This window comes from Halalkalibaculum sp. DA3122 (assembly GCF_043951865.1).
Classification (GTDB): domain Bacteria; phylum Bacteroidota; class Rhodothermia; order Balneolales; family Balneolaceae; genus JAMQKA01.
This window is the reverse complement of sequence record NZ_JBINJF010000015.1, coordinates 53,132-66,373: the sequence shown is the minus strand read 5'-3', so window position 1 is coordinate 66,373 and position 13,242 is coordinate 53,132. Positions and strand designations below refer to the sequence as shown.

At 51.8% G+C, this 13,242-nt stretch carries 8 protein-coding genes; 4 read left to right on the top strand and 4 right to left on the bottom strand.

Going from position 1 to position 13,242, the window contains the following annotated elements; genetic code table 11:
* Positions 1-318: 318 nt before the first annotated feature.
* Positions 319-3,399, bottom strand: a complete 3,081-nt coding sequence (locus ACG2F4_RS11320; protein WP_395260796.1) for an AsmA-like C-terminal region-containing protein — start codon at positions 3,397-3,399, stop codon at positions 319-321.
* A gap of 254 nt (positions 3,400-3,653) precedes the next feature.
* Between ACG2F4_RS11320 and ACG2F4_RS11315 the strand changes: the two genes are divergently transcribed.
* The 3 genes from ACG2F4_RS11315 (at position 3,654) to ACG2F4_RS11305 (ending at position 6,788) form a co-directional block, all read left to right on the top strand.
* Complete coding sequence (locus tag ACG2F4_RS11315) at positions 3,654-4,322, top strand: protein-L-isoaspartate(D-aspartate) O-methyltransferase (protein WP_395260794.1); 669 nt, start codon at positions 3,654-3,656, stop codon at positions 4,320-4,322.
* A 156-nt stretch (positions 4,323-4,478) separates the two neighbouring features.
* Positions 4,479-5,642 carry a DUF368 domain-containing protein gene (locus ACG2F4_RS11310; RefSeq protein ID WP_395260792.1) on the top strand — a complete coding sequence of 388 codons (1,164 nt, stop codon included), beginning with the start codon at positions 4,479-4,481 and terminating at the stop codon, positions 5,640-5,642.
* A 150-nt stretch (positions 5,643-5,792) separates the two neighbouring features.
* Entirely contained in the window at positions 5,793-6,788 is a 996-nt protein-coding gene (locus ACG2F4_RS11305; protein WP_395260790.1) for a universal stress protein, read from the top strand.
* Positions 6,789-6,826: 38 nt separating this feature from the next.
* Here ACG2F4_RS11305 and ACG2F4_RS11300 read toward each other — a convergent pair whose 3' ends face one another.
* Positions 6,827-7,600, bottom strand: a complete 774-nt coding sequence (locus tag ACG2F4_RS11300; RefSeq protein ID WP_395260788.1) for an outer membrane lipoprotein-sorting protein — start codon at positions 7,598-7,600, stop codon at positions 6,827-6,829.
* Between the two features lie 277 nt (positions 7,601-7,877).
* Here ACG2F4_RS11300 and ACG2F4_RS11295 point away from each other — a divergent pair, with 277 nt between their 5' ends.
* The gene (locus ACG2F4_RS11295) at positions 7,878-8,801 is read left to right on the top strand and encodes a sterol desaturase family protein (protein ID WP_395260786.1); all 924 of its coding nucleotides are present in this window, start codon (positions 7,878-7,880) and stop codon (positions 8,799-8,801) included.
* 18 nt (positions 8,802-8,819) lie between these two features.
* On the opposite strand, the gene ACG2F4_RS11290 is transcribed toward ACG2F4_RS11295, so the two are convergent.
* Entirely contained in the window at positions 8,820-11,930 is a 3,111-nt protein-coding gene (locus tag ACG2F4_RS11290; RefSeq protein WP_395260784.1) for an efflux RND transporter permease subunit, read from the bottom strand.
* Positions 11,931-11,971: 41 nt separating this feature from the next.
* Positions 11,972-13,177, bottom strand: a complete 1,206-nt coding sequence (locus ACG2F4_RS11285) for an efflux RND transporter periplasmic adaptor subunit (protein ID WP_395260782.1) — start codon at positions 13,175-13,177, stop codon at positions 11,972-11,974.
* Between the last annotated feature and the right edge of the window lie 65 nt (positions 13,178-13,242).

Below are 13,242 nucleotides of genomic sequence, written 5' to 3'. Positions count from 1 at the left end.
GTAATTTCGGGGTTGGGTTTACTTGCAAAATGCGTGATGCGTAAAAAAGCAACCTTGCCCTTCGTATATTTGCCCTGAAGAATTGTTTTTAAATACCTTGACACGGAATCACAAAACGAGTCCCCTCTGAAAACCAGTAGTTGGTGTTTAAATCAGCATAATGATTTAAACACCAAAAATACTATTACAGTGGGTAGCCGGTTGCGAAATTGTTTCGTTGATGATGGAAATCGCTCACTCTACGTATAGGGATGCGTTTCGGTTCCCGATATTCCCATCGCCTTGCATACAAACCAATTTCTTGGTTAGAAATGCAGGCTAATTCCCGAATAGATTCCGAATGGCATCGCCCGCCTTGTCTTTAAGCATATCCTTGAGTATCGGTTGTATCATCTCCTGGTCTGGACGGATATTGGGATCCTCTTGCGTGCCGGTTACCCGAAGGGGTACCAGGATGGTACCGTTTTCCTGGGTAAGGGCCTCTACCGCCTGTGAAGATATAACGGAGGCAATACGCCCGCGGAATCGCCCCGGCAGGTAGACCTTCAGCTGGTAGTCGATGTCATTGGTAACCAGATGCCTCGTACCGCTCATCTCGGCCCCGATATCTCCACTGGTGAGCCCCAGGTTTTCAATGGTCATGACGCTGTTGCTGAGTGAAAACCGCGTTTGTGATTCATCCAGAGCGATGTTTCGTAATTCATCAGTTTTTAAAAGCGTTGCAACGCTTTCTTGTACCGGATGCCCCTTTATGCGCGACTTGGTCATGGTGAAGGTGCCGTCCATTTCCGTGGTGGAAATATCGGGTTCGAGGTAGACATCCAGCTCGGAGTAGTAATCGATATCGGCGCTGAAAGATCCGGTGACATGCTCGTGAAAATTGTTTTTTTCTCCAAGCACCTGGTACTCCCTGAAGAACGCATCCAGGTCAAGTCCCTCCAGCTGTCCCTTGAAGTTCAGGTTTGTTCGATCTGGCTGTGGCACCTCCCAAATGAAAGAGCCGGAAGCGGTGCCGTCGAAGAGTTCGATGGAGGCGCGATCCAGGGTTATCCGCGTGGGCGTGGTCCCGGCCTGTGCCTCCAGGTTGTTCATGGTGACGCCGGTAATTACCAGGGTTCTGATATTCGCGGTAACCGAACTTGTAAGGTCGGGCAGTTCTATGGGTATCGGGGTGGCAGCGGTGGTGTCCTCCCAGTCGATAAGCTCATCCATATTGAAGTGATCGCTTTGGAAATTGCCGGATAGAGCGGGCGTGGCTGTACGGTCTTCCTTCAGCTTGAGGTATTCCATATAGTTTTGAAGTGAGCCCTCCAGGTGTAGGTCTGAAGAGCCAAGATCAAAGCTGAGGCCAGTCAGGTCAACGGATTTGGGAGTTAGTTTCAGAACGCCGTTGAGATTGTTGACAGGCTGACCCAGTGAATCACCACTCATGTTCACATCGTTGACAGTGGCACTGCCGTTAAATATAAGATTCTCAGGCGTTTGCAGGGGGCCCCGGACCGACAGATCAAGTTGACCACTGCCGGTGAGTTCGGATATGGTGGGGCGCAGGTCGTAGTAGTGTTGAATTTCTGCAAACTGTGCATTTCCCTGCACGCGAAGATCGATGACGGGATTTTCACTGAGATAATCGGTAACAGTACCGGATAAACTGAGATCATTTTGCCCGGAACGGAAGCTGGCACGCGTGACGGAGAGTCGGTTGCCCTCCAGGGTTGAATTGAGCGTAATATCCTCCAGCGGCTGTCCCAGTTGCTTGTGTGCGATATACCCGTTGTTCAGTTCAATGGATCCGCTTTGGACCGCCTGCTCTATCTGCCCGGTGGAGCCCTTCAGGATTGCTTGTGCAGTGAGCTCTCCCCGCAGTTGCAGCGTATCCTCGTCAATCGGGTAGAACTCCTTTATGCTGGCCAGGTCAAAGTAAAGGTCTGTCGTCAAATCTACGGAGCGGTTGGCTTCGTCCAGTGGTTCTGTTATTTGACCCTGCAGGGAAAGCCTGTTTTGAGCAGCATTCAGGCTAAAGGAGTTGATGGTGAGCAGGTCCTGACTGGCCGTCGCATCAATCGAAATATTTTCTATCGGTCTCGGTACGTCGGCGTATTTGAGCAACCCTTCGGAGAGGTTGAGGTCCCCGTTAAACGTGGCTGCTTCCGGTTGATCAAGCCGCCCGTTGGCTACGGCGTTGACCGTTAGTGTTCCTCCCAGCTGATCAATGGAGAATTCCCCGAGCGGATAAAATTGCTCTACGGTTCCCAGGTCTACATCACCGTTGATCTTTGCGCTGAACGGGGCTTCGTCACTAAGAGGCTGTTCCAGCTTGCCACTGGCTGAAATTTGGTTCGAACCCGCGGTGGCTTCAAACGTTTCAAGTGTTATGAGCTCATTGGAAGCACTGGCCTGCAACCGGATATCCTGGATCGGCTCCGGGAGATCCGGGTTTTTCAAGTATCCATCTGTAACGTCAATATCGGCAGCGAAAGAGGGGAGCGCTTCACCCCCGACGGTTCCGGTTACATGACCGGCGATCGAGAGGGTTCCCCTTGTTTCGAGTCCGCTTGCCTGTTCCTGGTACGCATCGGGAAGCAGCCGTAAAAGCTCCCCGAAGTTGTCGGATGACGAGCTGAAATCGAGATCTATCGCCGGTTGGTCGGCACTCCAGTTCCGGATGGATCCCGTCAGGTTCAGGGCCAGTCCCCGGATAGAAAAGGTGCCGCTTTCCAGGTTAAGCGTCTCATTTTCCATGTCGATTGATGAGCTCTGGGCAAGGCTGAGCGGCAGCCGGTTCACGTATCGGCTGCTGTCGACCTGGATCGTAAGTCCTCCAAGGTCTATATCTACCGAACTGTTGATTACATCGGCATACTGCAAAGAGATATCGGCATTCAGATTGTCCATACGTATGGAGGCACTGCTGGTCGCATCCTCAAATCCAAAATTGCCACCTGTTACTGAAAACCGCGGGATGTTCAGTTCTAACCCCTCCGCTTCGGCAGTGGTGTCGGCTTCCCCTTCCAGCAGGAAGTCGATATTTGTGGTGCTGTCGGCATGTATGCGGTAGGTAAACCGGGGATTTTGCAGCCGTATTTCGGCAATGTTTATCTGGTTCCCAAACAGGGAGAAAAGCTCCACGCTTGCCACGAATTCATCCAGCGCGAGCAGCGTATCGGAGGGCGTATCACCGGGAACGCTCAGCTGCTGGATACGGACCCCGGGACGTGGAAATGTCCTGAAAAATGTCAGTGAGATCGACTCAACCTGCACCGGGCGACCGAGACTCTCATCCACATAGGGCATGATGGTCTGTTTCAACCGTTCGTCGGTAAAATAAAGGTTGAGCGCGATAAGGGCTACAACGATGAATAGCAGAACTCCGGCAAATATCTTGGCAAACGTTTTCATGGATGATGAGAATAAAAATGAACAGATTTTTGAAACGCAATTTAAGTAAATAAACCGCGCCCGGCACATTAAAATTTATGGGATTCGGGGAGAGATCGACTTGGTTTATTATCCCGTCAGAGGGGGATGCTGTTGCAGAAAACAGGTCTTCCGGCAGCAGGCCGGTAAAATTAATATCCGTTTTATTGGTTCAAGTTCCTTATGTTTAGAAGAGTTGTTGAAACGCATTTTCTAAATAGGTAGTAGTATACTATATGCTAAATTTGGGATCCGGTCATGGAGATCTGAAATACAAACAGCGCCGGCGTCGCCTGGTGGATACGCTGCGAAGCAAAGGTATCAAGGACGAACGCGTTCTGGAGGCGTTCAGCATCGTCCCCCGACACCAGTTTGTGGATACGGCGCTGGCCGACCGGGCGTACAAAGATACGGCGCTGCCAATAGGGAAGGAACAGACTATCTCCCAGCCCTATACGGTAGCCCGGCAAACGGAGCTGCTGGAAGCAAAGCCGGGCGAAAAGGTACTGGAGATCGGGACCGGTTCGGGATACCAGGCCGCGATTTTGTGTGAGCTGGGAGCCGAGGTGTATACCATTGAACGGCACAAGGAACTCTACGAGCGGGCGCGCTCCACCCTCCGCGAGCTGGGGTACAAAGTGCAGCTCAAACTGGGAGACGGAACGATGGGTTGGTCCGCGTATGCCCCGTATGACGCCATCGTGGTAACCGCAGGTGCGCCGGTCGTACCCGATGAGCTGGTAAAACAACTGAATGTAAACGGGCGGCTTGTGATACCGGTGGGGAGCTCCACACGCCAGGTGATGAAACGTATTATCAAGATTCGGGAAGATGAGTTTGAAGAGGAAAACTACAAGGATTTCAAGTTTGTTCCGCTGATCGGGGAGAAGGGGTGGAACGAGTAGGCGGGGATCAGTGATGAGAACAGCTGGTTGCCTGCCATCTTTTTCAGGGTTTAATTTGGTGTTGCGTATTACGCATATCTTGATAACTTACCACCGCCATTATTGAATATTTACGTTAATCGGAAACCGGAGCAATGAATAACCGGCACCTGTTCATTGGTCGTTGTTACTAACATTGTGGTTGGAGAAGAAGAAACTCAGACGTCGCCTGCAACAGAAAATACAGACTTAGAATCCACATCATGGAAAGAGTGGCCGCTCCTGCTTGTCAAGGGTTTTTTGATGGGCTCCGCGGATATCGTACCCGGCGTGAGCGGGGGGACTCTGGCCCTTATCCTGGGTATTTATGAGCGCCTGATCAATGCTATTAAAAGTGCCAATACCCGGTTTCTCACCCGTTTGTTGACCTTCCGCTGGCAGGCGGCGTTCCAGGTGGTGCACTGGAAATTCTTGTTTATGCTGTTCAGTGGCATTGTCCTGGCCATCATCTTCTTTACCCGCGTGGTACCACTGCAAGTCTACATGTTCACAAAACCGGAGTTGATTTTCGGACTCTTTTTCGGGCTTATCGTGGGATCAATCTATATTCTCGTAAAAGTGATAGACGCCCTGGATTGGAGGCATGGTCTGTTTATCCTGTTCGGAACGCTGGTCGGGTTCTGGGTGGTGACGCTGGTACCCACCGATACGCCGGAAACGAGCCTGTTCGTTTTTTTTAGCGGCTCCATTGCCATATGTGCCATGATTCTGCCCGGCATTTCTGGCTCATATCTTCTGCTTATACTCCGCAAGTACGACTACATCCTGTCGCAGGTGGCGGCATTGGGCGAATCACTGGAACCGGTACTGGTATTGCTCACCTTTTTTGCAGGCGCGGCAGTAGGACTGGCCCTGTTTTCGCGGCTGCTTTCCTGGCTGCTGGACCGTTATTACGGTTTTACCCTGGCAGTGCTTATCGGTTTTTTGATCGGGTCGCTTTACGTTATCTGGCCGTATCAAGACCGTACATACCACGAAACGGTACGGAAAACAGAAATTGTGGATTACGACCATCCACGGGCAGAAACATTGCGAGAGCATGGTCCCGATAAAAACCGGCCGGAATACGAGCGGCTGGGACCAGTAAAGACCGACGGCCCGGAGAAACGGGTTGAAATCCAGACGATAAAGCAGAAAATGATCAAGACGACCCCCTACATCCCGTACCTGACGAGGGAAGACGCCGGCACCCAACATTTTTGGAGTGGCATTATCGGCATGATAATTGGTCTGGCCATGGTTGGGGGACTTGACTACCTGCGGTCAACAGAGTTGGAATAGGCTGTATTCTCGTACGACCAATTTTAAAAATTGATCGTAAATTCATATTTGTATGTTACTTTTTGTTGTACTGAAAAAATGACCAATTGATGAAGAACTTCGCGTATATGCATCTGTAAATTCAAGTGTTGATCCAAAAGGGAGATTACCATGATGGAGATTAAAAAAATATTAGTGCCCACCGATTTTTCTGACGAGGCGATTTCTGCTTATACCCATGCTCAGGAACTGGCGTCAAAGTTCGGGGCACGGGTAGATATGATACATATTGTGCCCACGCTGAAATATTTTAGCGAAAGTATTAACAAACTGGGAGTTCCCCTGAATTTTGATGAAGACCTGTATCCTCATGTCAAGGATGGGGCGCAGCACCGCCTGAAGGGATTTATGGCGGATTATCTGAAGGAGGAAAACAAGGGCGATGCGCTCGTGCGAATTGAGCGGAAACCATCGAAAGCGATAGCGGAGTTCGCCTCGGATAACGGCTATGATCTTGTTGTAATGGCAGCAAGGGGGGAGCACAGTTCAGATCTGCTGCGCGGTAGCATTACCGAAAAAGTGATCCGTTACTCCGCGGTACCGGTATTTACGGTTGATAACCGCCTGAAACCGGAGGGCATTAAAAATATATTGCTGCCAACAGATGCATCTTCGCTTTCATTTGCATGCCTGCCGGTGGCGCTGGCCCTCGCTGATACCTACGGTGCCCGGATCACGCTCTTCCATGTGTTGGAGCTCTACGGAACCTTGTCGGAAAGCCTGGAACGAAATCCCGGCAATACCGAAGAGTCTGACCTCTACCAAGCCATCCTTGAGAAATTGACTGAATACCTTTCTGAGACCGGCCAGGATGGGATTACCGTACAGCGGGGCGACCGGGAATTTGAGGATCAGATTTTAATAACAGAGGGAGTAAATCCTAAAGCCATACAGCTGAATACCGTTATAGCAAAAGGGCTTTCAGCCCATTATGAAATTGAAAATTATGCCCCGGACAATGCCGACCTGATCGTTATGACCACACACGGGCACAGCGGACTTGCCCACTTCTTTCTCGGTTCCACAACTGAAAAAGTGGCCCAGCACGTGGATATGCCGGTTCTAACGGTTAAACCCGCCGGTAAGGAGCTTAAAAAAGCAGATTAAAAGTGAGCCGGGGGCATATATTTTCAATTACCGCTCGTTCAGTTTATTCCGCGCCGCAATCCCCGATCGGTAAATCTCCATTCCGGTATCGGAGTTCCGATGGTGCGGTCGCTCCAGCGGAGCTCGGTTTTCCGATTTTCCGCCAGGTCATGCATCACCATGGCACTAGCCTGCCAGACTCCCTCCAGGACCTGCTCATGACCGGTGGCCTCCAGCCGCTTGATCATGTCGCCTTGTGCATTGAAATATTCAATCTTCTCTACCACGTAGCGATCAGGATCTACATGGAAATAAAGCCAGGCATATTGACTTTGATCCCTTTTCTCGGCGCGCAGTACGTAGGAGGTATCTGTTTCCGCATGCATCTGGAATCGGTAATCTTCCGGCTGGCGGTCTCCCAGGTCCTCGTAGGTGAAATCGCTGCCCATAAACCGGTCACCCTGTTCTGAAGCCGAAATGATTTTGATACGCTGGAGGGCCGGCAGGTAGAGTTTCTGGACTTCATCGCTTCCTTCACTGAGAGTGAGAAAGGCCGTTCCCCTGACGTTGGCGGGCTCCTCAAAAACCAGCAGGGATCGACTTGTTTTATTCCTGTTGTAACTGAAAGACTGAATCTGCCGGTTGCGGGTGCGACCCCGGGCATCGTAGATAATCATCTGCATGTCGGCCGTCTCGTAATCAATCCGCTCGCGGCGCTGGTCGACCTCCTCAAATATTTCGCGGGCCCGTGGGTCCTCATCAGCGTTTTGTGCTGCTGTTGTAACCGGCAAAATCAAAAGGAGGATACCGATAACAGGTAAAAAATTTTTCATAGTCATGTTTTAATCTTAATAATTGGTTTTATTAACACTGCAACCTGTCAGGTAAATTCCACGGAATTAAATTTTTTGATTCATAATTATAACTGATAGCTTTAGTCCTCTTTAACTCTTGTGACAGAGGGCGTTGATCTCCGGTGGTTTGTTCAGGCCAATCCCTGGTCGGATGCAGAATCGCATTCCCGGATAATTATTGAGAATTTTCGAATACCCGGAGAGCCCGGTAAAACGGTGATTTTACGACGCCTCTGATAAAATTTTTTAAAGTCATATGCCAGAACTGATTACTCTAGAAGAACTTATGAACATGGGCCTGCCGCCCATCATTATTTATGCAGCCCCGGTAATGTTTGCCCTCGTGTTTCTCGAATGGGGTATAAGTTATTACCAAAAGAAGGATCGGTATGATACAAAAGATTTTTGGGCTTCCACGGCGATCGGCATCGGCAATATCATTGTCAGCTCTCTCACCAAGGTAAGTATCTTTGGGCTGATACTCTTTTTCTATAACATGATGCCCTGGCGTGTACCGCATACCTGGTGGTCTTACCCGCTCTGTTTTGTGTTTTTGGATTTTTGCCGGTACTGGGCGCACCGCATTGCCCACGAACAGCGGATCTGGTGGGCAACGCATGTCCCTCATCACTCTTCCGAGCAGTATAATTTTTCCGTTTCTTTTCGTCTTTCCTGGGTTCAGGGTTTCAAAGTGATCTTTTTTCTGCCTGTGGCAATGGCGGGTTTTCATCCGGTGGTCTTTTTTATCTGTCACCAGATTGCGGTGCTTTACCAGTTCTGGATTCATACTGAAATGATTGACAAGCTGCCGCGGCCCATTGAGTTTATTTTTACAACCCCTTCTCACCATCGCGTGCACCATGCCAAGGATGATCACTATCTGGACAAAAACTACGGCTCTACATTTATTATATGGGACCGAATGTTCGGTACGTTTCAACCCGAGCTGAATACGCCGAATTACGGCATAACGAAACCGCCCGAATCGTATAACCCGGTGTACCTAGTATTCCACGAATTTATCGATATCTGGAAGGATATTAAAGAAGCCTCCGGGTGGAAGGAGTATTTGTGGATCTTATTTGCCAGTCCCGCCGAGCAGGCCCGTGCTGTCAAGGAGAAGGAAGAAAACAGCGAACAGATAGCTGCAGCGAAAGAACCCGCTGCAGCCGATGAGTAGGGTCTATTCCCATTTATTTCAGGCCGTTTTGAACTGGGCCAACACATCTTCGAGAATAAGGTACAGGCAGGGTACGATTACGAGAATAATAGAGGTGGCAAACACAATTCCAAAGCCGAGGGATATCGCCATCGGTATCAGGTGATACGCCTGCCGGGAGGTCTCCAGGATAATCGGGGTAAGCCCGCCAAAGGTGGTAAACGTGGTCAGGATAATGGGCCTGAAGCGTCTTAGCCCGGCTTCGTGAATGGCATCGAAGACCGACAGGTCCGCCCGCTTCTTGTTTGCATAATCGATCATGATCAGGGAGTCGTTCAGTACAACCCCCGAGAGTGCGATGACCCCCATCAGGCTGACCAGTGAAAGGTCGTAGCCCAGCAGGATATGCCCGATTACAGCTCCTACAATGCCGAAGGGAATTGCACCCATGACAATGAGCGGCTGCAGGTAGCTGCTGAATGCGATGGCAAGCAGTGCGTAGATCACAATCATAGCCAGGGCAAATCCTCCCCACAGGGCCTGCGTGGATTCGCGCATCTCGGCCTGGCTTCCCTCAAAACTCCAGGTAATGCCCGGGAAGTCCTGCCGCAGCTGGGGGAGCACCTCCGACTGTATGGAGGCCAGTACCCGGCTTACTGCATTGGCCGGTTCAGCATCCATACTGACCGATACCACCCGGCGTCCATCCCTGCGGTTGATGGTGGTGAACGCCTGACCCTCCTCAACTTCAACCACATCCATCAGGGGGACGTCAGTCCCTGCCGGCGTTTTGATGACCAGGTCCTCCAGGTGGTAGATGTCCTCGCGCTGCTGTTTAGGCAGCTTTACGCGAACTTCAATCTCGTTTGTACCCCGCAGCTGGCGCATGGCAAGGGCGCCGTAAAATGAATTTCGCAGCTGTTCTCCGACATCGGCCGGCGTCAACCCGAGTTTGCGCCCTTCGGGCAGGAGTTTGAAATCAAACTGCGTCTTGCCGCGATTGTAGTTGTCACTGACATCGCGGGTTTCCTCAAAAGATTCAACCTGTTGCATGAAAGCCTCGCTGGCCGCCTCCAGTACCTCGATGTCGGAATGACTCAGGTCCACACTGATATCCGGCAGGTAGCCCGCAGGCCCCCGCTCAGCTTCAAAGGTGATCTGGTCGAGTCCCTCAATGTCACCGATCTGGTTCCGCCAGAGTTCAATAAGCTGCTGGGCCGTCATGTCGCGCTCCCCGGGCGGTTTCATCACAATTTCAACATCGATAAAGCTTTGTCCCCGCACGTTGGTTTTGATACCCTCTGCCACCTCAAAAAGGTTGTGCTCCTCAAACATCTGGTGGGTGGAGTTGGTGATCTCCTCGGCGACCAGTGCAGCCTGTGCCGGGGTTGTACCGACCGGCAGACTTGCTCCCGCCTCGATTTCGTCGGCGGAGACCTCGGGCATCATCACCATGCCCATGTGATCGCTGTAGCCATAGCCACCGACCACCACGAGCAGGGCGATGGCGGTGCTTAACGTGATGTAGCGGTTGCGGAGACTGAGCTCCAGGAATGAACGGTAGTAGGTATCGATAAACCGGTTAAAGCGATCTGCAAATGACTGTTGCCAGCGATGCAGGGTTTTCCCGAGTTTGAACCTGCTCTCTTCTGTTGAACTGTGTGCCAGGTGGGCAGGCAGTATAAACAGGGCTTCAAACAGGGAGACGGCCAGCACAACGATAACCACCGCAGGCAGGGGCCACCAGTATTTACCGGTTGTGCCGGGGATGAACAACAGGGGGATAAAGGCGACAATATTGGTAAAGATACTGAACGTAACCGGCTTGCCGATATCTTTTGCTCCCTCTATGGCGGCATCGAGGAAACTCAGCCCCTTCTGACGGTACTCATATACATTTTCGCCAACCACAATCGCGTCATCGACCACAATGCCCAGCACCACCAGGAATCCGAACATCGATATCATGTTGATGCTCAGCCCAATGACCGGCAGGAAAAGCAGTCCGCCGATAAAAGAGATCGTCATCCCCATCATGACCCAGAATGCCAGCCGGTATTCAAGGAACAGGGCCAGGATGAATATGACGATCAGGATCGCGATAACGCCGTTTTCCGTAAGCAGGGAGAGGCGTTCGCTGTAGTCCTGGGCGCTGCTGCTGTCAATGCGGTATTGGACGCCCGGGGGAAAGGAGGGTTCGGCCTCCTCCAGGACAGTCCGAACGGCAGCGGCAATCTCCAGGGGAGACTGCTCCCCGATCCGGTAAATTTCAAGATCGATGGACGGCTGCCGGTTGAACTCCCCGTGGAATCCCGTCTCCTCAAATCCGTCCGTAATTTTGGCCAGGTCTGCCAGCGTCAGGTTGCTGCCCATATCGGAGGAGATCACTTCAATAGTGCCGTAGTCTTCTGCCCACTGTTTGCGTTCCTGCATGCGCAAGAGAATTTCACCGGCGTTGGTTTCCACCGCCCCGGCGGGGATATCCTCGCTGGAGCTGGCGATAATGTCGGCCACATCCTGCAGCGTGAGATCGTACTCCCGGAGCCGGTTTCGGGGAATTTCCACGTGGGTGACATAATCGGGTACATTCCCGATTTCAACCTGAGTGATCTCCGGGGTGCTCAGCATCTGGTCGCGCACATTTTCGGCCAGTTTGCGGAGGGTCCAGATATCCGCATCGCCGTACAGCCCGATGGTCATCACTTCCTGCTGGTTTGACTGCAGCCGTACTTCCGGCTCTTCAATATCATCGGGAAAAGTTCGTATGCGGTTCACGGCCTGGTCGATATCCTGGAACGTCTTCATTCGGTCGGTTCCCGCAACCAGTTCAATCATCACTTCGCCCGAACCCTCATCGGCACTGGAGGTGACCTCCTTAATGCCCTGTACACCCCGTATCGCTTCTTCCACGGGCCGTAAAATTCCCTGTTCAACTTCAGCGGGGGCGGCTCCCGGATAGACGACACTCACTTCCACCATATCCAGCTGGTACTGCGGGAAAACCTCTTTCTGGATATTGAACATCGTCCAGATGCCGCCGCCGATCAAGATAATCATCAAGAGGTTGGCAGCAATAGGATTACGCGCCATATAGGCTATCGGTCCCGAATAGTCGGAATCCCGGTTGGTATGTGAATCAGAATTGCTCATTTATCCTGAACCTTCATGAAGATTGCATTTTAATCCCGGTGTTACTGGATATCCGTTTGTACGGAATCCTGTTCTGTTTCACTGTCGCCGGAACCCTGGAGGCGCAGGGGAGCGCCATCAGTTACGGTTGAAAGATTCGTTGTCACCACCTGGTCCTGCTCGTTGAGGCCGCCCCTGATATAGGCGTATTCGGCATCCCTGAAGACGATGTCAACATCACGTATGCTCAGCTCACCATCCTCCATTACCCACACGGTATCGTTTTGACGCAGGTAGTCCCGGTTTAGGCGGAACACGTTGGCGATCGCATCAGCCTTGATATTCGATTCCACAAAGGAACCGATTATCAGCCGGGGCAGACCGGTATTGCCGGTCTGGTATGACTGGGGATCGCGGACCGTTATCAGCACGCGCGCCATGCGTGTTTTATTTTCCAGCGAGCCCACCAGTCGGAATAAGTGTCCCAGGCGGTATTCTCCTTCATCCCAGGCCGTTCTATTTATAATCCTGACTTCTGAACCCTGATCCCGGTCAGATGGAAAGGAGAGCCACCGGAGTTGAGACAACGGAACCGTGGCCTCCACCCAGTAGGTATCTAAGCCAACGAGGCGCCCCAGGTTGTCGCCGGGGGCAACCTGCGAGCCCACATTTACATTACGGCTCAGGATATGGGCGTCGAAGGGTGCCTTGATCGTTGTCCGTTCCAGGTCCAGTTCTGCCTGTTGAACAGCGGCGCGCGCCGACTGAACTTCAGACCGTGCGGCCTCCAGCTGGGGTTCCCGGAGCACAAGCTCTCTGTTTTCTTCCGAGAGCGTATCGCTGAGTAGCTGGTAATCCTGTTGCGCCACATTTTGACGACCCATCTCAATTTTCAGGTCTGACATAGCCTGGCTGAGGTCGCTTTCGCGCTGCTGAAGGGTGTTCTCGTAATCGGAGGGATCGAGCTGGAGCAGCGTTTCCCCCTTTTCTACATATCCACCGGGGGTAAAGTTGGGTGAACGCTCCATAACCTGGCCACTCACGCGGGGACTTAACGTGATATCCTGAGAGGGCATTACAGTGCCCATGGCTCTGATGGTCGGTTCATAAGTCCCCCGCTGAACCTCGATGACATCAACGAGCATGGCGGTCTGCTGGGTGGCACCAGTACGCTGGGCCGTGGGCTCGGTGGAGAAAATCAGTGTAGTTGCCGCTCCTCCAAAAAGCAGGATTGCACAACAGATGAGTAATGTTTTTTTCCAATGCATGTGAGCGTGTTCGTTGATTTTGAGGCGGATCTCGGAATTTAAAAGATCGATTGGAGACCCAGCTT

Bases quoted from the DNA above. Each gene is read 5' to 3' on its own strand.
- ACG2F4_RS11320 (WP_395260796.1), bottom strand. From the start codon at position 3,399: ATGAAAACGTTTGCCAAGATATTTGCCGGAGTTCTGCTATTCATCGTT.
- ACG2F4_RS11315 (WP_395260794.1), top strand. From the start codon at position 3,654: ATGCTAAATTTGGGATCCGGTCATGGAGATCTGAAATACAAACAGCGC.
- ACG2F4_RS11305 (WP_395260790.1), top strand. From the start codon at position 5,793: ATGATGGAGATTAAAAAAATATTAGTGCCCACCGATTTTTCTGACGAG.
- ACG2F4_RS11300 (WP_395260788.1), bottom strand. From the start codon at position 7,600: ATGAAAAATTTTTTACCTGTTATCGGTATCCTCCTTTTGATTTTGCCG.
- ACG2F4_RS11295 (WP_395260786.1), top strand. From the start codon at position 7,878: ATGCCAGAACTGATTACTCTAGAAGAACTTATGAACATGGGCCTGCCG.
- ACG2F4_RS11290 (WP_395260784.1), bottom strand. From the start codon at position 11,930: ATGAGCAATTCTGATTCACATACCAACCGGGATTCCGACTATTCGGGA.
- ACG2F4_RS11285 (WP_395260782.1), bottom strand. From the start codon at position 13,177: ATGCATTGGAAAAAAACATTACTCATCTGTTGTGCAATCCTGCTTTTT.